This is a genomic window from Variovorax sp. EL159 (genome assembly GCF_900100965.1).
GTDB lineage: Bacteria > Pseudomonadota > Gammaproteobacteria > Burkholderiales > Burkholderiaceae_C > Variovorax.
Genome location: NZ_FMUJ01000010.1, coordinates 76,216 through 98,664, shown reverse-complemented (window position 1 = coordinate 98,664; position 22,449 = coordinate 76,216). Strand labels below are relative to the sequence as shown.

The window sequence follows — 22,449 nt, the reverse complement described above, 5'->3', positions numbered from 1 at the left end:
GTCATGGATCAAGCCCTGCACCAGATCGTCGAGCGCATCCGCGCCGCGGCCTCCGACGGCACGCCGCTGTGCATTCGCGGCGGCGGCACCAAGGACTTTCATGGCGAAGCACTTCAAGGTGAAGTGCTGAGCACCACTGTGCTCACCGGCATCACGAGCTACGAGCCGAGTGAGCTGGTCGTGACCGTGCGCGCCGGCACGCCGCTCGCCGAACTCGAAGCGGTGCTCGCTGAAAAAGGGCAGTGCCTGCCTTTCGAGCCGCCGCGCTTCGGCGCCAGCGGCGCCACCACCGTGGGCGGCATGGTCGCCGCCGGCCTCAGCGGCCCCGCGCGCGCCAGCGTGGGCGCGGTGCGCGACTACGTGCTCGGCGCCACGCTCGTCAACGGACGCGGCGAGTTGCTGAGCTTCGGCGGCCAGGTGATGAAGAACGTGGCGGGCTACGACGTCTCGCGCGTGCTCGCCGGCTCGCTTGGCACGCTGGGCGTGATCGCCGAGGTCAGCCTCAAGGTGCTGCCCGTGGCGCCGGCCGAAGCCACGCTTGAATTCGCCTGCGGCCAGTCCGATGCGTTGCGGCTGCTCAACGAATGGGGCGGCCGGCCGCTGCCATTGAATGCGAGCTGCTGGTTCGAGTACGCCGGTGCCGGCGCGCTCTACCTGCGGCTGCGCGGTGCGGTGGCCGCAGTGGAAGCGGCTTGTACTCATCTCGGCGGCGAGCGCAAGGACAACGCGCGTGCCGCCGCCGATTGGCAATCGCTGCGCGACCAGCAGTTGCCGTGGTTCGCCACCACCGAGGGGCCGGATGCGCTCTGGCGCCTGTCGGTGCCGCAGACCGCACCGGTGCTCACGCTCGATGACAGCGCCGCGCCATTGATCGAATGGCATGGCGGCCAGCGCTGGTACAAGGCGCCGCTCGGGCAGGCCGCGCGCATCCGCGAGATCGCACGCGCGGCGGGCGGCCATGCCACGCTGTTCAGGCTGCCTGCAGGTGCCGATGCCCACCCCGGTGTGCCGCGCTTCGACGCATTGAGCGCGCCGGTAGCGCGCATTCATCGCGCGCTGATGCACGAGTTCGATCCGCACCGCCTCTTCAACCGCGGCCGGCTGCTCGCAGCCGAATGAACAAACAAAAGAACAGACGACACCCGCGATGCAAACCGAACTCGCCCCCGAATTCCGCGACACCGACGAAGGCCGCGAAGCCGAAGCCATCCTGCGCAAGTGCGTGCACTGCGGCTTCTGCACCGCCACCTGCCCCACGTACCAACTGCTCGGCGACGAGCTGGACGGCCCGCGCGGCCGCATCTACCTCATCAAGCAGGTGCTCGAAGGCAAGACGCCCACGCGCAGCACGCAGCTGCACCTCGACCGGTGCCTCACCTGCCGCAACTGCGAAAGCACCTGCCCGAGCGGCGTGCAGTACGGCAACCTCGTCGACATCGGCCGCAAGATCGTCGACGAGAAAGTGCCGCGCCCCGCGATGGAATCGGCGCAGCGCTGGCTGCTCAAAGAAGGTCTGCCATCGCCGCTCTTCGGCCCCGCGATGAAGCTGGGCCAGTCGGTGCGCGGCCTGCTGCCCGAGGCGCTCAAGGCCAAGGTGCCCGCGAAGCAGGAAGCCGGCGCGTGGCCCACCGCCACCCATGCGCGCAAGGTGCTGATGCTCGCGGGCTGCGTGCAGCCGTCGATGATGCCGAACATCAACAGCGCCACCGCGCGTGTGCTCGACGCAGCCGGCATCCAGACCGTGATCGCGAAGGAGGCCGGCTGCTGCGGCGCCGTGAAGTTTCACCTCAACGACCAGGAAGGCGGCAAGGCGCAGATGCGCGCCAACATCGATGCGTGGTGGCCGCAGGTCGAGCGCAACGAAGTCGAGGCCATCGTCATGAACGCCTCGGGCTGCGGCGTCACGGTGCGCGAGTACGGCCACATCCTGCAGCACGACCCGGCCTATGCCGCGAAGGCCGCGCGCATCAGTGAACTGACGCGCGACCTGAGCGAGCTGCTGCCCGACCTCGTTCCCGCATTGAAGGCCCGCGTGCGCGCGCCCGAAGGCGTGGTGGCCTACCACCCGCCCTGCACGCTGCAGCACGGCCAGAAGCTGCGCGGTGGCGTCGAGACGCACCTGCGCGCGCTGGGCTTCGATGTGCGCGTGGCCATGAACGAATCGCACCTGTGCTGCGGCTCGGCCGGCACCTACTCGGTGTTGCAGCCCGAGCTGGCCTACCCGCTGCGCGACCGCAAGCTGGGGCACCTGAAGCAGCTGCAGCCCACCACCATCGCCTCGGCCAACATCGGCTGCATCACGCACCTGCAAAGCGGCAGCGGCGAGACGCCGGTGCGGCATTGGGTCGAGCTGCTCGACGCGGCGCTGGGTGTACCGGGTAGGGCCTGATCGCACAGCAGGGCAGGGTGCGGTCCGACTCGCGCGAAACGCGCGGGCGGCGCATCATGGCGCACCGAACCTGCAAGGAGCCCGTGCCATGTCCCATGCCCACGCATTCTTCATTCCCGTCCGCCTGCGCCACGTGCTGCTGGCGTGCGCCTGCGCGACCGGTGCCCTGGCGGCGCAGGCGCAAGCGCAGTCCGCCATGCCGGCCTGGCAGGGCGCGGGCTCGGTGCGCTATGTGTGCGGCGGCATCGGGTCGGACGAATCGACGGCCATGCGCGCCGCCATGAAAGACCATCCGCTCGCGCTGCTGTTCTCGCGCGCGGACGGCGCCTACATGGCCAACGTCGCGGTCGCTATCAAGGGCGGCGACGCCAACACCGCCGCCGCGCTCGCCTTGCGCGCCAACGGGCCGATCTGCCTGATCGACCTGCCGGCAGGCCGCTACGTCATCGACGTGACCGCGCCCGGCGGCGAGAGCAAGAGCGAGACCGTGACGGTCGGCAGCGGCTCGAAGACAGCCAGCTTCCGCTTCTGAACCTTTGCGGCTGTGGCTGTGGCTACGGCGCTTCGCGCCGCAGCGGCAAGGTCAGCCAGAACGTGGTGCCCACCCCGGGCGCGCTCTCGGCCTCGATGCGCCCGCCGTGCTGCTGCAGCACCGCGCGCACCACCGAGAAGCCGAGGCCCATGCCGCGCGCAGCCGGCACCGCGGTCTGCGCGGCAGTCGCGCCGTTGTCTTTTTTCATGACCAGGCGCTGGCCGCGCGGCGTGCTGAGCAAGGCCTGCAATTGCGCGGCGGTCATGCCCGAACCTTCGTCGCTGACGATGATCCGCACGGCGCCCCCGGGCTGGCCGTCGATGCCGGCGACGACATCCATGCGCAGGCTCACGCAGCCGCCCCGCTGGCTGTGGCGGATGGCGTTGTTCAGCAGGTTCACGATGGCGCGCGTCAGCAGCGAGCCGTCGGCGGGGATCACCGTTTCGTCGCTCTCGTCGAGCCGCGCCTCGACGCGCACGCCGTTGGCCTGGGCATAGGGCCACACCTGGTCGCGCGCATCGAGCAGCACCGCGCCCACGTGCGTTTCGGCGAAGCGGTAGTCGTTCGACTCGGCCTCGGTGTAGTCCATGAAGCCTTCGGCCAGCGTGAGCGTGCGCTCGGCCTCGCGGCGGATGGCCTGCAGCAGGTCGTCGGGCGGCGGCGCGGCGCCGGGGCGTGCGGCTGCATCGTGCATCGACAGCAGGCTGAGGATGGTGATCTGCGGGCTGCGCAAATCGTGCGACAGGAAGCGCCGCCATTCGTCGCGCTGGCGCTGGGCTTCGCGCTCGGCCGTGAGTTCGGGCAGCACGATCACCCAGCCACGGTCTTCGGGCGCGGCGGCACCGAAGGCCGCGGCCTCCAGGCGGAACACGCGCGCCTCGGCCGTGATGTATTCGCCGTGCAGGCGCGCGGTCCAGTGCGTGCCGTCGCTTGCCGCCACAGCGGGGCTGGCCGTGGCGCCGGCCCGTGGCGTGGCCGCCAGCGGCGCGATCAGCGCGGGCAGCGACACGCCCCGCAGCGCGCCCGCGTCGTCATGCCGCAAAGGGAGCGCGCCACCGCCCAGCAGGCGGACGGCCGCGGCGTTGCTCGAACCGATGCGCCCTTCCTCGTCGCAGATCAGCATGGCCACGGGCATGGTGTGCATGGCTTCGTCCATCAGCTTCTGCATGCGTTGCACGCGGGCGATGGCGCGGTCCAGTGCGCGCTTGGGCCGGGCCATGGGATCGGCAAGAGGGGCGCCGCGCGCGGGCAGCACTTCGAAGGCGCCGGCCGGCAGCGCGTCGAGTGCCTGTGCGCGCTCGCGCAGGTAGGCGAACTGCGACTCCAGCCGCCGCCAGCTCCACAGCATGTAAAGGATGATGAGCCCGAGCATCGGCGCCGCCGGCGGCAGCCACCAGTGCCGCGCGAACATGGCGACGACGCTTGTGAGCAGGCAGGCGGCGGCCAGGCCGAACGCGATCGGCAACGCGTGGTGCGCCATGCGGACCAGGAGCCACAGCGCGATCCAGAGCGGCACGATCGCCCATGCCGCGTAGGCCAGTGGTGACAGCACGTACACGTTGCGCCCGTGCAGCAGGTTGTCGATGGCGTTGGCATGCACCTCCACGCCGGGCAGCACGCCGCGGATGCGCGCATTCGGCGTGAGCGTCTGGTCGCCCAGGCCGGGCGCGGTGGCGCCCACGAGCAGCAGCTTGTCGCGCAGCAGCTCGCCGGGCACCTCGCCGCGCAGCACGCTCACGTAGGGCACGGTGCGGTAGCTGCCGCGCGGACCGGCGAAGAGCAGGCGCAATGGGTCCTGGCGCAGCCAGGTGCGGTCCGGCGCGGCCCTTGTGGCGTCCGTGGTGTTGTCGGGGCCGGGCGGATGGTTTGCTATCAGCGCACCTACGTAGGGCTGCAGGTGCCCGGCATAGCCCTCGCGCAGGTACAGCGTGCGCGCCACGCCGTCGATGTCGGGCGTCAGCTCCGCATGGCCGATGCCCTTGGCGCGCTCGGCGAACAGGCCCAGGGGCGGCAGGAAGCCCGGCCAGTTGCCCGAGACTGGCGCCAGCGGGTTCGCATGCAGCAGCGGCAGGTAGACCGGCAGCTTTTCCATCGCTTGCGCCAGCCGCTCGTCGTCGAGCGTGTCGACGCTGGGCTCGGTCAGGAAGAGGTCGAGCAGCACCGCGCGCGGCTTGTCGGCGGCCAGGCGCTCCAGCAGGCGCGCGTGCGTGTCGCGCGACCAGGGCCATCGGCCCAGCTCGCTCAGGCTGCGCTCGTCGATGGCGACGATCAGGATGTCGGGCGCCGGCGTGTGCGATGCAAGAAGCAGCATCCGGTCGTGGATGGCCGCATCGAGCTGCAGGAGGCCGGGGCGCTGCGCGAGCCAGAGGATCGCGATGGGCAGCAGCAGCGCCATCAACAGCCGTTCGACCGCGAGCCGCGTTCGCATGGTGCGGGTTCAGCGCGCGGGAATGTCGAAGCTCCCGCCGAAGCCCTGCAGCGGCTGGCCGGCGGCGTCGGTGGCGCCCGGCTCGTGCACCCGCCAGTGGTAGCGACCGCCGAGCGCGAAGGGGCCGACCGTCATGCCGGTGGCGTAGACGGCGGGCTCGTTGATGAGCAGCAGCGAGAAATCGGCGCTGCGCGAAAGCTCGAAGCTGTAGCGGTGTCCGGCCACACCGGGCCAGCGGATGTCGACGCGGCCGTCGGCCGCCAGCGTGGCCGAGCCCGCCTGGCCGCCCGGCGCGCTGCCGTCGGAGGGCGGCAGGTAGATCGTGCTGTCGCCGGGCAGGCCCTCGAGCTGCCCCGCGTCGAAGGCGGTGAGGCGCAACTGGTAGAAGCCGGCGTCGAGGTTGGGCGGCACGGTGAAGGTGGGGCCGGGGCCGCGCTGTTCGTGCACCGGCAGCAGAAAGCGCTCGTCGCGCGCGAGCTGCAGCCGGTAGGTCTGCGCACCCGCGACAGGCACAAGCTGCAACGTCCGGTCGCCGCCGCGCGGGCCGGTGGCCGGCACGAGTTGCGGCGCCGGCAGCAGGGTGTGCGCCTGGGCGGTGCCGCTGTCCAGCAGCACCGCGCCGTTGCCCGCGCGCAGCACGAGCGGCGCGGGCGGGGGCTCGGCAGGGCGCGGCTGTGCACCTTGCGCGGCTTGCGGATCTTGCGAGATCACGGCGGTGTCGCGGCGCACGACCACTTCGCCCTCGATCACTTCGCCGGTCAGCAGGCCTTCTTCGTCGCGCACGCGGAAATGCGTGCCGCGCACGCCCAGGCCCATCGACCGCGCGCGGATCTCGAACTGCTGGCCGGGCTGCTGTTTCTCGACCTGCGATTCCACGCGGCCCTGCACCAGCCGCAGCCGGATCGTGGTCAGATCGACCGCCAGCACCTCGAGCGTGCTGCGCGAGGGCAGCACCACACGGCTGCCGCCGGGCAGGCCCAGGGTGACGAAGGCTTCGCCGCCGGTCACGAGGGTGTCGCCCGGTTCGATCGGCATGCCGGCCGTGAGCACCTGTTCGGGCGCGGTGCCGCGACGGCGCCAGGCCGGCCCTTCCACTGCGGCGATCACGGCCGAGCCTTCGGGCACGATGCGCCCGTCGACGAAGTACAGCACCTTGCCGGGCTGCAGCAGGCGGGGCTCGCCCACGTTGTTGCGCTGCTGCACCTCGGGCCAGCGCAGCGGCGACTGCAGCGTTTGCCCCGAAATGCCCCACAGGGTCTCGCCGGGCTGCACGACGTGCGGTGGCGGCTGCGAAGGGGCCTGCGATTGCGCCGACGCCGCGAGCGCCACGAGCCACGCGCACATCGCCAGCGGCCGGCACAGCCGCAATGGAAAAGCTCTTCTCGTCCGGGGTTCGCTGTTCGTCATGTCGGGATCGTTCTTGCCGGTGCCAGCATAGCCCCGGCCCATGAAGCGGGGCATCAGGGCTCCGCCTGCTGTGTGGCTTCGAGCCGGTAGCCGCGTCCGTAGACGGTGCGCAGGCTCAGCCCGCGTTCAGCCTCCAGGCCGAGCTTGCTGCGCAGCCGGTAGATGTGGCTGTCCAGCGTGCGCGAGGGCAGCTCTTCGCTGCTGTAGCCGGCGCTTTCCAGCAGATGGGCGCGCGACACCACGCCGCCCAGGTGCTGGAACAGCGTCAGCGCGAGCTTGAACTCGCGGTCGGTCAGCGCATGCCGTTCGGGCGGCGTGCCGTCCGGCGCGGCAGGATGGATCAGCACGCTCTGCGTGAGCCGGTCGAACTCCCAGCGGCCGAAGCGTTCCTGGTCCGACTGCGCCACCGGCGACCTCCGCGTCATCAGCCGCTGCACGCGCGCTCGCAGCTCCAGCGGGCGGAACGGCTTGACGATGTAGTCGTCGGCACCGAAGTTCAGTGCCTGCACCACGTCCTGCTCCGACGCGCGCGAGCTGAGCATGAGCACCGGCACCAGGTCCTGCTGCCAGGTTCGCAGCCACTTCAGCAGCTCGACGCCTTCGAGCCCCGGCACGTTCCAGTCGAGCACCAGCAGGTCGAAGCTTTCACGCCGCAGCACGTTCTGCAGCGCCGTGCCGTCGGCGAAGGTGGTGCAGGTCACCGTCGTGTCGCCCACCGTGAGCAGGTGCTCCAGCGTACGCACGAGGTGCGACTGCTGGTCGGGGTCGTCTTCGAGGATGGCGATGCGCATGGGCTCCGTTCGTCTGGCGGCGGGATTCTGACAGTGAATCGAGGGCGCAAATCTGACGAATTCGGACGCGCGCAGCCTCCGCCGCATTGTTAGCGGGCGTTTGCAAGTAGTAAAGAAATTCACAAACGGGGCTGAAATGCGCCGGCAATTCTGACCAAACCTCGTGGCGTCTTCTTGAGCGAAGACCCCCCTCGACATCATCCGCGCCCTGTGCAGTGCCCGCGGCGCTGCGACCCCATTCGAGTTCGCGACTTCTCCGCTGGTCATGGCGCAGGGAGGTTGCGGGTCCCCACGATTGATCGAGGAATCGAGAGAAATGAACACAACCTATCGCTCCATATGGAACGAGGCACTGGGCACCTGGGTGGCCGTGTCGGAGACGACCCGGGCGCGCGGCAAGCGTGCCGGCGGCAAGGTCGTGGCGGCCCTGGTGCTGGCCGTGTCCATGGCCGGCATCACCGCCCATGCGGGCAACCAGGCCATGGGCGCTGGCGCGGTCGCGAGCGGCCTCAATGATTCGGCCTGCGGAAACGGCAACGTGGCCGTGGGCAACGGCAACGCCGCCAACTACGACAGCAACGGCGGCACGGGCACCGGCACCGTTCCGTGCACCACCGCGGGCCCGGTGGGAACGGTGGCCATCGGCAACCTGAACACCGCCCTCGGCCAGGGGGCGATTGCGGTGGGCAATCAGTCGAAGGCGCTGGTGGCCGGCGCGATGGCATTGGGCGATCAGGCCAATGCTTCGGCAGGCAACGCCATCGCACTCGGCAACACGGCCAACGCCAGCGGCACCGATGCCGTGGCCATCGGCACCGGCGCCGTGTCTTCCGGTGCCAACGGCAGCGCCTCCGGCAGGACGGTCGCCGTCGGCGTGGCGGCGAATGCGAACGGCTACTCGTCCGTCGCCATCGGCGACAGTGCGGTGGCGGCCAACTTCGCCGACGTGGCGCTGGGCAAGAGCGCCGGCTTCACGAGCGGCACCGGGCAATACAACACGGCCGTGGGGGCCGGCGCGGGCCAGAACGCTTCGGGCGATCACGCCACGGCGGTGGGCAATGGCGCACTGTCGAATTCGAGCGGTGTCTTCAATACCGCGCTGGGCGCCGGTGCCGGAAATGCGCTGAAGGGTGACGCCAATGTCGCCATCGGCGCGCTGGCGGGCGCAGGGGTGACGGCCAGCAATACCGTGAGCATCGGTACGCTGGCCAATGCGGCCTACGACAACGCGGTGGCGCTCGGTGCGGGCAGCCAGACGCAAGCCACGCTCGCGAACCTGACGGCGAACGCGGCCTACGTGCCAGCGGGCGCGGCGGCTTCGAGCATCCAGGGCACGTCACCAGTGGGCGAGGTTTCGGTCGGCAGCACGGGCAACGAAAGACGCATCACCAACGTGGCGGCGGGTGCCAGTGGCACGGATGCCGTGAACGTGAGCCAGTTGCAGGCCGTGAGTGCGGCTGCCGCTGCGGGTGCCGTGCACTACTACAGCGTCAATTCCACGGCCACTGGCGCAGGAAGCAACTACGACAACAGCGGCGCAACGGCAAGTGGCGCGCTCGCCGCCGGTGTTGGTGCTTCGGCCACGAAGGCGGGCAATACGGCCGTCGGCAGCAACGCAGCGGCGACTGGCGATCAGTCGGCCCAATCGTCCTTGGCCATTGGCCGTCCTTCAGGGGCTGTCGTCTATCCCACCGCCACGGCAGTGGGCGCGAACAGCGCGGCCAGCGGCAGCGGCTCCACCGCCCTGGGCGGAGAGACGGTGGCCGGCGCCAGCGGGGCCACGGCCGTTGGCGCGGGTGCCTATGTGAGCCAGTTCGGCGGAACGGCAGTCGGTGCCGGCGCCTATGTGGATCAGTTCGGCGCGACCGCCGTGGGTGCGTCCGCCGTCAGCAAGGGCTTGGGCAGTACGGCCATGGGGACCGCCGCCGAGGCGCTGGGCTCCGCGGCGACCGGGGTTGGCGCGGCGTCGCTGGCCGGTGGCGACTATGCGACGGCTGTCGGGTCTGGCAGCGGGGCCGCCGGAACGGGGTCTGCCGCGATAGGAGGCCTGGCAGCGGCGACGGGCGCGAGCAGCGTCGCCGTGGGCTCCGGGATGGGGGGCACCGCGACCCGTCCGACAGTCACCAACGCGGACGGTTCGAAGACCATCGGCGGGTTCCAGATCAGCGCGGACGGCAACACGATCACGGCACCCGATGGCACGCAGTACGTCGTGGGCAATGACCTGTCGGTTCCCGCCACCCAGAAGGCCCTGGCCATCCGGAACGCGCTTCAGGGGAACAGCGCGCTCGCGACGGGCGACAACGCCATCGCGCAAGGGGCGGCATCCACCGCGACAGGCGCGTCGAGCATCGCCGTGGGGGCCAGCGCGCAAGCCATGGCGGCAAGCGCTATTGCCGTGGGCCAAAGCGCGCAGGCCACGGGCACCCAGTCGCTCGCGATGGGCGATCAGGCCCAGGCCGCGGGGCTCAACGCCGCTGCCATCGGCACCAGCGCCAAGGCAACGGGGCAGAACGCCACGGCCCTGGGCAACAACACCAATGCCGGCGGCGCTTCCAGCCTGGCGGCGGGCGACAGTTCCGCCGCAGCCGGCTTGCAAGCCACGGCACTGGGCGTGCAAGCCAGTGCGAGCCAGAGCAACGCCACCGCCCTGGGCTATGCGGCCACGGCCAGTGGCAAGCAGGCGACGGCGCTGGGCGTTGGCGCAATCGCGTCGCAGCTCAATTCAACAGCCGTGGGCGTTGGTGCCCATGCCGACGGGACCAGCAGCCTGGCGATGGGCTCGTCCGCCACGGTTAGCAGCATCAGTACCGATGGCGTGGCGATCGGCTCCAATGCGTCGACCACAACGGCCGGCGGCGTTGCCCTGGGCGGCGGCTCGGCGGCGGGCACCGGGGGTGGCATTGCCGGCTATGTGCCAACCGGTGCTTCGGCGGCGCAGACGGCCGCCATCAACGCCACCACCGGAACCACCGGTGCCGTGGCGGTGGGCGATGCGGCCCATGGGGTGTACCGCCAGATCACCGGCGTGGCCGCGGGCACGGCCAACAGCGACGCGGTGAACGTGGCGCAGTTGCAGGCGGCGCAGACGCACTACTACAGCGTCAATGACGGGGGTACGCAGGGCGGCAACTACGACAACAAGGGTGCCACCGGCACGAACGCGCTGGCTGCGGGTGTGAGCGCCACGGCGGGGCAATCGAGCGACGTGGCCGTTGGTGCCAACGCCACGGCCAACAGCGCGGCCACGCCCAACTTCGGCTTCACCGGCCAGGCCACCGCCGTTGGCAGCGGCGCGTCCGCCCTGGCGTGGCATGCCACCGCCCTCGGCGCCAACGCCAATGCCGGCGGTGTCGCCTCCCTCGGGCTGGGCAACAGCGCCAACGCCAGCGGCGATTCCGCGATCGCCATCGGCGACACCGCCGTATCCACCGGCAATCACAGCATCGCGATGGGCTCCGGCGCCGAGGCCGACAACTACGCCTCGACCGCGATCGGCGCCTTCAGCAAGGCCACCACGGCGGGCTCCACCGCCCTGGGCGATTCCGCGCAGGCCACCGGCGGTACCAGCGCCGCCATCGGCTATGGCGCACACGCAAGCGGCACCAACGCCGTGGCACTGGGCACCAGCGCCACGGCGCAGGGCACGGGCAACATCAGCATCGGAGCCGGCAGCACCTCCAACGGCGACGGGTCCATCGCGATGGGTTCGGGCGCCACGACCCGTTCGCCGGTCTGGGGCAACGGAATGAACGGCATCGCCATCGGCACCAATGCGGCGGCCGGCGCGCAGGGCATCGCCATCGGCCTGGGGGCCACCAACCAGATCGCCACGTCGGCGACCGGATCGATCAACGGGCTGGACTCGATCGCCATCGGCACCAATTCGCAAACGATCACCGACGGCGACATGGCCATCGGCGCCAACGCGGTGGCCAAGGGCACGGGCGGCAATGCGTTTGCGGCCGGCTATGGTGCCAACGCGACCGGTGACAGCGTGGCACTGGGCACCAATGCTCAGTCCCAGGGGGCCGGCTCCGGCAATGGCACCACGGCCATCGGTGCGCAGACGAGCGCCACCAGCCCGCGCGCCACCGCGCTCGGCTACAAGGCCACGGCCACTGTCGATGACGGCGTGGCGCTGGGTGCGGGCTCGGTGGCCAGCACGGCCGCCGGGGTGGCGGGTTTCGATCCGGCGACCGGCGCCGCCAGCACCAGCACCTCGCCGACCTGGAAGAGCACCTGGGGCGCGGTGAGCGTGGGTGACGGCACCAACACGCGCCAGATCACCGGCGTGGCGGCAGGCGCCAATGCGACCGATGCGGTGAACGTGGCGCAACTGCAGGCCGTGAGCAGTGCGGCTGCGGCAGGGGCGGTGCATTACTACAGCGTCAATTCCACGGCCACCGGCGCGGGCAGCAACTACGACAACAGCGGGGCGCAAGGGGCCAACGCCTTGGCCGCGGGTGTCAACGCTTCGGCCGGCGCCGCCGAGAGCATTGCCATCGGCAGCGGCGCCAGGACGTCGGCATCGGCGGCGTCATACGCCAGCGTCGTCATCGGACAGAACGCCTTCGACGGTGGCATCCAGTCGACCGTGGTCGGGGCCGGCGCCGGAAGCGGCGCCAGCGCCCAGCCCGGCGCCGGTGCAACCGGCGCGACCCTGATCGGCACGGCTGCCGGCCAGAACGCGTTGCTGGGATACCGGGACGTCTTCGTCGGCTACAGGGCTGGCGAGAACGTGACGCCGGGCGCCACCCAGGGCGGGATCGCGGGCAATAACGTCGGCATCGGCTCCAACGCCCTGTCGGGGGCCACGGGCAACTGGAACGTCGCGCTGGGCGGCTATGCGCCGGGCAGCGGATCGCTGGTGGGCTCCAACAACGTGGCCGTGGGCGGCTTTCGCAGCGGAAACGCCGTCAAGGGCAACGCCAACGTCGCGCTGGGTTCCGAGGCCGGCCAGACCGTGACTGGAGACAGCAACATCGCGATCGGCTCCGCCACCGGTGGTGGCTATCCGGTCACAGGGACGGGCGCGGGCCAAAGCGTGACAGGTTCGAACAACATCGCGCTGGGTGCCAGCGCAGGGCAGAACATCACGGCCGACAACACGGTGTCCATCGGCGAGGGTGCACGCGGCAGTGCGAACCAGGCCATTGCCATCGGTGCGGGTGCGATTGCTTCGGGCACGCAGTCGATCAGCGTCGGCACCGGCAACGTGGTCAGCGGCAACAACTCGGGTGCGTTCGGCGATCCGAACAACATCTCGGGCAACGGTTCTTACGCGACGGGGAACAACAACACCATCGCGTCCAACAACACCTTTGTTGTGGGCAACAACGTCACGGCGGCGGCCGGTACCGATGGCGCCGTGGCACTGGGCAACAACAGCAGCGTATCGGCCGCGAACAGCGTGGCGCTGGGCAGCAACTCGGTGGCCAGCGCGACGGCCAACGGCGTCGGTTATGTGCCCGCCGGCGCGAACGCGGCGCAGGCGGCAGCGATCGCCGGCACGACGGTGGGCAATCTGGCGCCGGTCTCGGTCGGCAGCACGACTGCCACCCGTCAGATCGAGAACGTCGCGGCCGGCACGCTGGCCAGCGATGCGGTCAACGTGGCCCAGTTGCAGGCGGTGTCCAGCGCGGCTGCGGCAGGCGCGGTGCATTACTACAGCGTCAACGACGGCGGCACGGCGGGCGCGAACTACGACAACACGGGGGCGACGGCGCCCTTCACGATCGCCGCGGGGGTTGGCGCCTCGGCATCGGCGGGCAACAGCATCGCCATCGGCCTGCGCGCGCAGGTTCCCGCAATCGAATCGATCGCGATCGGGCGCGACGCGCAAACCTACGGCCAGGGCAGCGTGTCCATCGGTACGGCGGCGGGCCAGGGCACCACCGGGAACGGCGGAAACTTTGCGAACGTCTACATCGGCTACGTTGCCGGCGCCAACAGCGGCGCCAACGGTGCCGCCGGGATCACCGCCATCGGCTACCAGGCCGGCAACAATGTCTCGGGCCGGGACAGCGCCTTCATCGGCAGCAACGCGGGCAACAACTCGAGCGGCAACAGCAACTACGCGTTCGGCTCCAACGCGGGCCAGGACACCAGCGGCAGCGGGAATCTGGCGCTGGGCACCAATGCCGGTCCTGGCGGCGGCGCGACGACCAACGACAGCATCAGCATCGGCACGTTCTCGACGCCCTATGCGGGCACCAACCGCGCGGTCGCCATCGGCTATGGCTCGGGCGCGCAGGCCACCGATTCGATGGCACTGGGTTCGAACACGGTGGCTGTCAACGCGGGCAACGTGGCACTGGGTTCCGGCTCGGTGGCATCCACGCCGGCCGGCGTCCTTGGCTATGTTCCCACGGGAGCATCCGCCGGGCAGCAGGCCACGATCCTCGGCACCGCGGCACTGACGCTCGGCGCCGTCTCCATCGGCGATGTGGCCAATGGCCAGTACCGCCAGATCAATGGCGTGGCTGCAGGCACGGCGCTCACGGATGCCGTCAATGTCGCGCAGTTGCAGGCCGTGTCGAGCCAGGTCGTGATCGCCGGCAGCAAGTGGGTCACGGGTTCGCAGACCACCACGTATGTCGCGCCGGTGGCCACGGGCACGGAAAGCACGGCCGTCGGGTCGGGTGCGGTCGTCAACGCCAACAACAGCGTGGCCGTCGGCACCGGTGCTACCGCGACCACCAACAACAGCGTGGCCCTGGGCAACGGCTCGACCACCACTGCTGCCACGCCAACGGCCAGCACCACGATCCAGGGCCAGACCTACAACTTCGCCGGTGCCAATCCCACCGGCGTGGTGAGCGTCGGCGCACCGGGCGCCGAGCGGCAGATCCAGAACGTCGCGGCCGGCCAGCTCAGCGCCAGCAGCACCGACGCGGTCAACGGCAGCCAGCTGTACGCGACCAACCAGGCGATCAACAACATCCAGGTGGGCGGCGCGGGCATCAAGTACTTCCACGCCAACTCGCAGGCGGCGGACTCGCAGGCCAGCGGCGCGAACAGCGTGGCGATCGGGCCGCAGTCGATCGCGCTGGGCACCAACAGCTTCGCGGGTGGCAATGGCGCGCAGGCCAACGGTGCGGGCAGCATCGCGCTGGGCACCAACGCCATCGCCACGAGCAGCAATGGCGTGGCGCTGGGCAATGGCGCCTCGGCCGACCGTGCGGGCATGAACGGGCAGCAGGAGATGTTCTCCAGCGTCTCGGTGCTGTCCACGCAGGGTGCGGTGTCGGTGGGTTCCGCAGGCAACGAGCGGCAGATCACCAACGTCGCCGGCGGCACGCAGGCCACCGATGCGGTGAACGTGCGCCAGTTGCAGGCGGTGCAGCAGAGCACGGTGCGCTACGACACCAACCCCGATGGCAGCGTCAACTACAACAGCGTGACGATGGGCAATGGCGGCTCGAGCGGGCCGGTGGCGGTGCACAACGTGGCGCCGGGCGTTGCGCCCACCGACGCGGTGAACGTGCAGCAGCTGAACCAGCAAGGCGCGGCCAGCACCGCCTACACCGATGCGCGCGTCAACGCGCTCGGCAACGATCTCAACAACGTCGCACGCAACGCCTACTCCGGCGTGGCCGCTGCCATGGCGGTGCAGATGCCGGCGTCGTATGTGCCGGGCAAGACGGTGATGCGCATCGGCTATGGCGTCTTCAAAGGCGAGAGCGCGGTCGGCGTGAGCTTCCGTCGCACCGCCGAGAACAACGGCTGGAGCCTGACGGGCGGTGTCGGCGTCAGCCGCGCAGGGGCGGCGGCCACGGTCGGCGCCGAGTGGGTCTTCAATTGAGTGCAGGGAGAAAACAAACCATGAATCGAGCGATCTGCGGGGCCGCGCTGGTGGCGGTGATGCTGGCAGTCCAGGGGTGCGCCTCGCCCGGCGCGGCCATCGACAAGGACGCGCAGGCGCGCGCCGCGTCGGAACAACCGGCGGCGCCGAAGCCCGAGGACTTTCCGTCGCCCGATGGCGCGAAGTGGAAGCAGGGCGCCTTCCCCGGTACCGATGCGTTCGCCCGCATCCGCACGGGCATGGGCAAGGACCAGGTGCGCGAGCTGCTGGGCTGGCCGCACTTCAGCGAAGGGCTCTGGGGCGTGCGCGAGTGGAACTACCTCTTTCACTTCCGCACCGGCAAGAGCGCCGACTACGTGACCTGCCAGTACATGGTGCGCTTCAACGGCGACGGGGTGTCGACCGGCGGATGGTGGAAGAACCCCGACTGCGCGCTGCTCGCCCAGCCGCCGGCCGCCACGCCGATTCCGGCCACCACGAAGCTCGCGCCGCCGCAGAAGGTGACGCTGAATGCCGACGGCCTGTTCCGCTTCGACGGGGCATCGCTTGCCGACCTGCTGCCCGACGGACGTGTGCGCCTCGAACGCCTGGCGGCCGAGTTGCGCAACAACTTCCGCGCGCTGCACTACGTGCTCGTGACGGGGCACACCGACCGGCTGGGCGGCGACGCCTACAACGAGGCGCTGTCGCTCGAACGTGCCAACACCGTGCGCGAACTGCTGGTGCAGCAGGGCATCGACCGCAAGCTGATCCGCACCGCGGGCATGGGCAAGCGCCAGCCGGTGGTCAGCGATTGCGAGGGCACGCGCAGTTCACCCGCGCTGCTGCATTGCCTGCAGCCGAACCGGCGCGTCGAGATCGACGTGGCAGGGGAGCAATAGGCCATGCGCGCGGAGGCCCATCGGGGGTTTCGGATCGCTCTGGTGGATTCGGATGCGCTGCAGCGCATCTGCACCAACAACTCGCTGTGGGCGCTAGGTGCGGACAGCACGCCTTTCGGGCGGGTGTCGGAACTCGTGGCGGCGATCCGCGCGGGGCAGCGTTTCGACGCCGTCATCGTGGGCCTTCATGCCGACGCCACGAGAACGGCCGCCAGGTGGCCCGAGGTGGAAGAGGCCGCGGGCCGGCCGCTGCCCGTGGCGTACATGGCGCATTACACCGAACTGGACAGCGTGCAGTGCCTGCCTTCGAGGATGCTGGACGCCGCGTCGTTCAGGCTGCTGGCTTCGCCGGTGGACGAGGACGCGTTGCGCACGTGGCTGAATACGCTCGACCCGTGGGATGCGGGTGCCGGGTTCTTGCCGCCGGCACCTCCTGGACTCAGGCGGCCGCCAGCGCGGCCTCGACGTCGCGTGTGAGCGATGCCGGCGTGTCCAGCGGCGCGTAGCGCTTGAGCACCGTGCCGTCGCGCCCGATCAGGAACTTGGTGAAATTCCACTTGATGGCCGTCAGGCCCAGCAGGCCCGGCTTTTCCTTGGTCAGCCACTGGTACAGCGGCGCGGCGTTGCTGCCGTTGACGTCGATCTTTTCCATCATCGGAAAACTCACGCCGTAGTTCTTTGTGCAGAAGGCGCCGATTTCCTCGTTCGTGCCCGGATCTTGCGCGCCGAACTGGTTCGACGGAAAACCCAGCACCGTGAGGCCCTGGCCGGCGTACTTCTCGTGCAGCTCTTCGAGCCCGGCGAACTGCGGCGTGAAGCCGCATTTGCTGGCGGTGTTGACGATCAGCAGCACCTTGCCCTTGTAGGCCGAGAGCTTCACCGGCGTGCCGTCGATCTGGTTGGCCTCGAAGTCGTAGACGCTGGTCATGGGATGTTCCTCAGGTGGACACGGAGGCGCGATCATCGCGCGGCGGCGGCGTTCGTGCAAACGCCGACCACAGGGCGCCCAGCACGATCAGCGCACCGCCGACGAGGATGCGCGGGTCCATCGTGGCCGCGCCCAGCGCCACCGACGAGACGCTGGCGAACAGCACTTCCGACAGCATGATCACCGAGGTCGCGCTGGCCGCGAGCTTTGGCGCGGCGTACTGCAGGCATACGTTGGCGATCACGAAGCCCGTGCCCAGCAGCACGGCCCAGCCGAACCAGCCGGGCGAGGCCTGCATCGGCGAATCGATGCCGCCGAAGGCCGTGCCGATGACTGCCGCGGTGCCCGCCACGACGGTGCAGCCGCAGAACATCGCCAGCGCGCGCGATTCGCCCGGGGCTTGCCGCAGATGGCGCAGCACGATGTTGGTCACCGCGAAGCCGAAGCCCGCCGCCACGGCCAGCCAGTCGGGCAGGCTCGACGGCACGGGCCAGTCGGTGCCAGGCGTCTTGAGCACCACCACCACGCCGGTCAGCGCCAGCGCCACCCGCGCCAGCGCGCCACCCGTGGGCCGCTCGCCCAGCACCAGCCAGGCCAGCAGCACGCTCCACAGCGGCATCAGATAGAACAGCAGCACCACGCGCACCACGTCGCCCTGCGTCACGGCCCAGTTGAAACCCACGTTGGTGAAGCCGGCCGCAAGGCTCAGCAACCCCAGCATCGGGAACGTCGCAAAGCCTTTCCAGGCATGGCGGCGCACGAGGCCCATCACGGTGGCGATGGCGAGGTAGACCAGCCCGGTGGTCCACAGCGGGTGCAGCCCGAGGCCCGCGAGATGGCGGAAGGGGAGCCAGGAGATGCCCCACACGAAGGCATTGAAGGTGAGGGCGAGCGCGGGCATGGTGGCGTTGGAAGGGGGCGCTCGGCGCGCCGGCCATCTGCACCAACGCGGTCGCGCAAGATCAGTGGTGCTTGTCGCTGCGGGCGATGGCCAGGAGGTGTTCGACTTCTTCGGGGTACTTCTTCAGGTTGCTTTCGTGCCAGCGCTTGATGAGCCACATGAAGCCCGCCACCACGAGGCCGAAGGCGCTGATGGCGCCATAGGCCGACAGGCCCAGGCCCGTGCACACGCTGTAGAACACGCCCAGCAGCAGGATGCAGGCCTGTTCGTTGAAGTTCTGTACCGCGATGGAGCGGCCCGCGCCCATCAGGTTGTGGCCGCGATGCTGCAGCAGCGCATTCATCGGAACCACCAGGAAGCCGCCCAGGCCGCCCAGGAAGATCAGGAAGGGAATCGCCAGCCAGATGTTGCCGATGAAGTTCATGGCGATCACCATCAGCCCCATCGCGATGCCCATCGGGATCACGCGGGTTGCCATGTCCAGCCGCATGTACACCGAGGCCACGACCGCGCCCACGGCCGTGCCGATGGTCACCACGCCGGTGAGCGCCGAAGCCTGCGTGGTGTTGTAGCCCAGGGCCAGCGAAGCCCAGGCCAGCACGATGTACTTGAGGTTGCCGCCGGCGCCCCAGAACAGCGTGGTGGTGGCCAGCGAGATCTGACCGAGACGGTCGCGCCACAGGCGGGAATTGCAATGCCAGAAGTCGGGCAGCAACGCGGCGATGTTGCGCGCCATGCTGTGCTGCGGGTTGGCGCGCAACGGGCGCATCTCGACGCCGGTGTGCGGAATGCGCGTGTTGAACCACGCGGCCAGCACATAGACGACGATCAGCACCGCGATGGCGGCCTCGGCCGGCGAATTGATGCCGGTGTCGATGAAGGGGAAGTCAAAGGCCAGCAACTTGCTGGAAACCGTATGCCCGACCAGCGCGCCGCCAAGCACGATGCCCAGCAGGATCGAGGCGATCGTGAGGCCCTCGATCCAGCCGTTGGCCTTTACCAATTGGGAGGCCGGCAGCAGCTCGGTCAGGATGCCGTACTTGGCCGGCGAGTAGGCCGCCGCGCCCAGGCCCACGATCGAATACGACAGCAGCGGGTGCGAGCCGAACAGCATCATCAGGCAGCCGAGCACCTTGATCGCGTTGCTGATGAACATCACCCGGCCCTTGGGTAGCGCGTCGGCGAATGCGCCGACCAGCGGCGCCAGCACCACGTAGAAGACCGCGAAGATCGGCACCAGGGCCGCGCGTTGCCATTCGGGCGCGCCCGAACTTCGCATGAGGTCGACGGCAACAACGAAAAGCGCTTGGTCGGCCAGCGACGAAAAGAACTGGGCCGACATGATCGTGTAGAAACCGCGCTTCATCGATGGGCTGGCTGGCCAGAGGGTGGGTCTGCTGGCGGTAGTGAAAAAGTGTCGCGTTGGGAGCGAATGGGCGGTTATAGCATGGGGGTACGACGCCGAATTAGGCATCCCCACGGTATTCGCCCCCATTCCCGAAGGTGCTAAAACGTGGGCTGCATTTTCCTCGAACCTCGCCAGAGCCCGCCATGCCGCGCCCCATTCTCGCCACTGTCCACACGGAAGCCCTTCGCCACAACCTCGGCCAGGTCCGCCGCCAGGCCCTCGACGCCCGCGTCTGGGCCGTCGTCAAGGCCAACGCCTACGGCCATGGCATCGAGCGGGTTTACGAGGGGCTGCGCGGCGCCGACGGCTTTGCGCTGATCGATCTTGCCGAGGCCGAGCGCGTGCGCGCCCTGGGCTGGCGCGGCCCGGTGCTGCTGCTCGAAGGCGTGTTCGACGCGCGCGACCTGGAGCTGTGCTCGCGCCTGGACCTGTGGCACACCGTGCACTGCGACGAGCAGATCGACATGCTCGCGGCCCACAAGACCCTCAAGCCGCAGCGCGTGTTCCTGAAGATGAACTCCGGCATGAACCGCCTGGGCTTCACGCCCGAGCGCTTCGGCTCCGCCTGGACGCGCCTGAACGCCCTGACCCAGGTCGACGAGATCTCGCTCATGACCCACTTCAGCGACGCCGACGGCGCCCGCGGCATCGCCCACCAGCTCGAAGTGTTCGAGCGCGCCACGCGCGACATTCCGGGCGAGCGATCCATCGCCAACAGCGCCGCCACGCTGCGCCACGCCGACGCCACGCGCGGCGACTGGGTGCGCCCCGGCATCGTGCTGTACGGCAGCGCCCCCGACTTTCCGGTGCACGACGCGGCGCACTGGCAATTGCAGCCCACGATGACGCTGTCGACGCAGCTCATCGGCGTGCAGACGCTCAAGGCCGGCGACACCATCGGCTACGGCTCCAACTTCACGGCCGAAGGGCCGCTCACCATCGGCGTGGCCGCGGTCGGCTATGCCGACGGCTATCCGCGCCACTGCACCACCGGCACGCCCGTGCTGGTGAACGGCGTGCGCACCCGCATGGTCGGCCGCGTGAGCATGGACATGATCACCGTCGACCTCACGAACATTCCCGATGCGAAGTTCGGCACCGAGGTCACGCTGTGGGGCCGCTCCCCCAAGACGGGCGTGCTGCTGTCCATCGACGAGGTCGCGCAGGCGGCCGGCACCGTCGGCTACGAACTCATGTGCGCCGTCGCGCCACGCGTGCCCTTCGCGGCCCAGGGCCCTGCCGACGATCGATGAAGGTTCTTTCCGATTGGCGCTCCGTGCGCCTCTGGGAAACGCAGGTCGAACGCGACCTGCACCGCAACCACAGCCTGCGCACGCACGGCATCCTGATCGGCAGCTTCACGCTGCTGCTCATGTGGGGCGTGTCGGCGCTGCAGATGCACCTGTTCCATGTGGACTCGCTGGCGGTGCGCTACCTGCTCACGCTGGGCGTGGGGTACCTGGGTTATCTGCTCGTGCTGCGCTGGTGGGCCCGCTACCTGGTGAACACAACGACCGGGCTCGATGCCGATGCGGGCGACGCCATCGATGCCGTCGATTTCGCGATCGATGCGGGCCGCGGCCTCGCCCGCGGCGGTGAGGGCATCGGCGGTGACGGCAGCGTGCTCTCCGACGTGGCGGGTGGTGCGCTCGACATCGCGGGCGGCGCGGACGAAGGCGCCATCGTCGTCGTGCCGGTGGTCGCCGTCTTCCTGATCTGCGTGGCACTGCTGTTCGGCGTCGGCTCGCTCGTGCTGCTGTACTTCAGCTGGGACGCCCTGCTGGCCGTGGCCATCGAAGTCGCCTTCTCGTACGTGTCGGCGCGTGCCGCGGTGCGCGTCGCGCGCGAAGGCTGGCTCATGGCGGCGGTGCGGCTGACGTGGAAGCCGCTGCTGGGCGCGGTCGTCAGCGCGGTGATTCTTGGCGCGCTGCTCGATCACTTCATGCCGCAGGTCAACTCCTTGCCCGAGGCCGTGCGGGTCTTGCTGAAGAAGCACTGAGCTGCGCGCCACGCCCGTCGGCCAGTGCGCCGAGCAGGTGATCGATCAACACCCTGCACTTGGGCGCCGTGAAGCGGTTCGGCGGATAAAGAATCCATGCGTGCCCGTGGTAGTTGCCCTGGAACTCCCAGTCGGCCAGCACCCGCACCACGCGGCCTTCGTCCAGCGCCTCGCGCGCCATGAAGGCCGGCACGCAGGCCACGCCCAGGCCCGCCAGCGCGCCTTCGAGCCGGATCTCGCTGTGGTTGGAGATGTAGCGCCCGCGCACCACGGCCGTCGCGTCTTCTTCGCCTTCTTTTCTGAACCGCCAGTGGTTGTCGCGCTCGTGCTCGCCGAGCGACAGGCAACTGTGCGTCAGCAGGTCGCGCGGATGCGCGATGGCCTCGTGCTGCGCCAGGTAGCGCGGCGTCGCGCACAGAATGTGCTCGACCGCCATCAGCTGCCGCGCCACCAGCCCTTCGGGCGGCGCCGTCGTCAGCCGCACCACCAGGTCCACGCCTTCGCGGATCGGATCGATGTCGCGGTCTTCCACGATCAGCTGCACGTCGACCTCGGGGTAGCGCTGCAGAAAGTCGAGCAGGTGCGGATGCAGCACGCGCCGCGCAAAGGCCTTGGGCGCGCTCAGGCGCACCAGCCCACCCGGCTTGCGCGAGAACCGCTGCGCGACGTCCATCGTGCCCTGCGCCGCCAGCACCAGTTCGCGGCATCGCGCGAAGGCTTCGGCGCCGGGCTCCGTCAGGCGCAGCTGGCGCGTGGTCCGCTGCAGCAGCTGCACGCCGATCTCCTTTTCGAGCCGCTTGACCTGCCGGCTCGCGGCCGATGGCGTCATGCCCAGCAGGTCGGCCGCGGCCGAGAAGCTGCCGAGTTCGGCGACCCGCAGAAAGGTCACCATCTCCGGCAGTACTTTGAGAAATGAATTCGTTCCCACGGCGCAAGGGTCCTGTTCCGGCCGGTGGCTACCCGGCCCTGGTGAAGCCA

15 protein-coding genes are annotated in these 22,449 nt (G+C 69.8%); 8 read left to right on the top strand and 7 right to left on the bottom strand.

The window, feature by feature from the left end:
• The first annotated feature begins 3 nt into the window (after window positions 1–3).
• The 3 genes from glcE (at window position 4) to BLQ28_RS30470 (ending at window position 2,921) form a co-directional block, all read left to right on the top strand.
• Entirely contained in the window at window positions 4–1,119 is a 1,116-nt protein-coding gene (gene glcE, locus BLQ28_RS30480; RefSeq protein WP_093247081.1) for a glycolate oxidase subunit GlcE, read from the top strand.
• A gap of 28 nt (window positions 1,120–1,147) precedes the next feature.
• Entirely contained in the window at window positions 1,148–2,389 is a 1,242-nt protein-coding gene (glcF, locus tag BLQ28_RS30475) for a glycolate oxidase subunit GlcF (protein ID WP_093247080.1), read from the top strand.
• Window positions 2,390–2,477: 88 nt separating this feature from the next.
• Complete coding sequence (locus BLQ28_RS30470; RefSeq protein ID WP_093247079.1) at window positions 2,478–2,921, top strand: carboxypeptidase-like regulatory domain-containing protein; 444 nt, start codon at window positions 2,478–2,480, stop codon at window positions 2,919–2,921.
• A gap of 22 nt (window positions 2,922–2,943) precedes the next feature.
• Here the strand turns inward: BLQ28_RS30470 and BLQ28_RS30465 are convergent, their stop codons facing one another.
• Genes BLQ28_RS30465 through BLQ28_RS30455 form a run of 3 tightly spaced genes read right to left on the bottom strand, consistent with a single transcriptional unit; the run spans window position 2,944 to window position 7,547 of the window.
• The gene (locus tag BLQ28_RS30465; protein WP_093247078.1) at window positions 2,944–5,349 is read right to left on the bottom strand and encodes a CHASE2 domain-containing protein; all 2,406 of its coding nucleotides are present in this window, start codon (window positions 5,347–5,349) and stop codon (window positions 2,944–2,946) included.
• Between the two features lie 9 nt (window positions 5,350–5,358).
• Window positions 5,359–6,810: a FecR family protein gene (locus tag BLQ28_RS30460; RefSeq protein WP_093247077.1), complete on the bottom strand. Its 1,452-nt coding sequence runs from the start codon at window positions 6,808–6,810 to the stop codon at window positions 5,359–5,361.
• Window positions 6,810–7,547, bottom strand: a complete 738-nt coding sequence (locus tag BLQ28_RS30455; RefSeq protein ID WP_093247076.1) for a response regulator transcription factor — start codon at window positions 7,545–7,547, stop codon at window positions 6,810–6,812. Before BLQ28_RS30455 ends, BLQ28_RS30460 begins: the two co-directional genes overlap by 1 nt.
• A 316-nt stretch (window positions 7,548–7,863) precedes the next feature.
• Here BLQ28_RS30455 and BLQ28_RS30450 point away from each other — a divergent pair, with 316 nt between their 5' ends.
• The 3 genes from BLQ28_RS30450 to BLQ28_RS30440 are packed head-to-tail and all read left to right on the top strand — an operon-like array spanning window position 7,864 to window position 16,712.
• On the top strand, window positions 7,864–15,354 hold the full coding sequence (locus BLQ28_RS30450; RefSeq protein WP_176801277.1) for an ESPR-type extended signal peptide-containing protein: 7,491 nt from the start codon (window positions 7,864–7,866) through the stop codon (window positions 15,352–15,354).
• Window positions 15,355–15,374: 20 nt separating this feature from the next.
• The gene (locus tag BLQ28_RS30445) at window positions 15,375–16,235 is read left to right on the top strand and encodes an OmpA family protein (protein WP_093247074.1); all 861 of its coding nucleotides are present in this window, start codon (window positions 15,375–15,377) and stop codon (window positions 16,233–16,235) included.
• Between the two features lie 42 nt (window positions 16,236–16,277).
• A complete protein-coding gene (locus BLQ28_RS30440) occupies window positions 16,278–16,712 on the top strand; it encodes a hypothetical protein (protein WP_143012607.1) in 435 nt (144 codons plus the stop codon).
• On the opposite strand, the gene BLQ28_RS30435 is transcribed toward BLQ28_RS30440, so the two are convergent.
• The 3 genes from BLQ28_RS30435 to lplT all read right to left on the bottom strand — a co-directional run bounded on the left by BLQ28_RS30435 (window position 16,675) and on the right by lplT (window position 19,430).
• Entirely contained in the window at window positions 16,675–17,163 is a 489-nt protein-coding gene (locus BLQ28_RS30435; RefSeq protein WP_093247072.1) for a glutathione peroxidase, read from the bottom strand. The two genes, BLQ28_RS30440 and BLQ28_RS30435, sit on opposite strands and share 38 nt — an antisense overlap.
• 10 nt (window positions 17,164–17,173) lie before the next feature.
• Window positions 17,174–18,064 (bottom strand): DMT family transporter, encoded by an 891-nt coding sequence (locus BLQ28_RS30430; RefSeq protein WP_093247071.1) that lies wholly within the window; start codon window positions 18,062–18,064, stop codon window positions 17,174–17,176.
• 61 nt (window positions 18,065–18,125) lie between these two features.
• A complete protein-coding gene (gene lplT / locus BLQ28_RS30425; RefSeq protein WP_093247070.1) occupies window positions 18,126–19,430 on the bottom strand; it encodes a lysophospholipid transporter LplT in 1,305 nt (434 codons plus the stop codon).
• 185 nt (window positions 19,431–19,615) lie between these two features.
• Between lplT and alr the strand changes: the two genes are divergently transcribed.
• Both alr and BLQ28_RS30415 read left to right on the top strand, forming a co-directional pair.
• Window positions 19,616–20,725 carry an alanine racemase gene (alr, locus tag BLQ28_RS30420; protein ID WP_093247069.1) on the top strand — a complete coding sequence of 370 codons (1,110 nt, stop codon included), beginning with the start codon at window positions 19,616–19,618 and terminating at the stop codon, window positions 20,723–20,725.
• Window positions 20,722–21,471 (top strand): hypothetical protein, encoded by a 750-nt coding sequence (locus BLQ28_RS30415; RefSeq protein WP_093247068.1) that lies wholly within the window; start codon window positions 20,722–20,724, stop codon window positions 21,469–21,471. Before alr ends, BLQ28_RS30415 begins: the two co-directional genes overlap by 4 nt.
• Here the strand turns inward: BLQ28_RS30415 and BLQ28_RS30410 are convergent.
• Entirely contained in the window at window positions 21,425–22,399 is a 975-nt protein-coding gene (locus BLQ28_RS30410) for a LysR family transcriptional regulator (RefSeq protein ID WP_093247067.1), read from the bottom strand. The genes BLQ28_RS30415 and BLQ28_RS30410 overlap by 47 nt on opposite strands.
• Between the last annotated feature and the right edge of the window lie 50 nt (window positions 22,400–22,449).

Excerpts from the sequence above, each read along its gene's own strand:
- glcE (WP_093247081.1), top strand. The coding sequence starts at position 4 with ATGGATCAAGCCCTGCACCAGATCGTCGAGCGCATCCGCGCCGCGGCC.
- BLQ28_RS30430 (WP_093247071.1), bottom strand. The coding sequence starts at position 18,064 with ATGCCCGCGCTCGCCCTCACCTTCAATGCCTTCGTGTGGGGCATCTCC.
- BLQ28_RS30470 (WP_093247079.1), top strand. The coding sequence starts at position 2,478 with ATGTCCCATGCCCACGCATTCTTCATTCCCGTCCGCCTGCGCCACGTG.
- alr (WP_093247069.1), top strand. The coding sequence starts at position 19,616 with ATGCCGCGCCCCATTCTCGCCACTGTCCACACGGAAGCCCTTCGCCAC.
- lplT (WP_093247070.1), bottom strand. The coding sequence starts at position 19,430 with ATGAAGCGCGGTTTCTACACGATCATGTCGGCCCAGTTCTTTTCGTCG.
- BLQ28_RS30465 (WP_093247078.1), bottom strand. The coding sequence starts at position 5,349 with ATGCGAACGCGGCTCGCGGTCGAACGGCTGTTGATGGCGCTGCTGCTG.
- BLQ28_RS30450 (WP_176801277.1), top strand. The coding sequence starts at position 7,864 with ATGAACACAACCTATCGCTCCATATGGAACGAGGCACTGGGCACCTGG.
- BLQ28_RS30460 (WP_093247077.1), bottom strand. The coding sequence starts at position 6,810 with ATGCCCCGCTTCATGGGCCGGGGCTATGCTGGCACCGGCAAGAACGAT.
- glcF (WP_093247080.1), top strand. The coding sequence starts at position 1,148 with ATGCAAACCGAACTCGCCCCCGAATTCCGCGACACCGACGAAGGCCGC.
- BLQ28_RS30435 (WP_093247072.1), bottom strand. The coding sequence starts at position 17,163 with ATGACCAGCGTCTACGACTTCGAGGCCAACCAGATCGACGGCACGCCG.
- BLQ28_RS30455 (WP_093247076.1), bottom strand. The coding sequence starts at position 7,547 with ATGCGCATCGCCATCCTCGAAGACGACCCCGACCAGCAGTCGCACCTC.
- BLQ28_RS30445 (WP_093247074.1), top strand. The coding sequence starts at position 15,375 with ATGAATCGAGCGATCTGCGGGGCCGCGCTGGTGGCGGTGATGCTGGCA.
- BLQ28_RS30415 (WP_093247068.1), top strand. The coding sequence starts at position 20,722 with ATGAAGGTTCTTTCCGATTGGCGCTCCGTGCGCCTCTGGGAAACGCAG.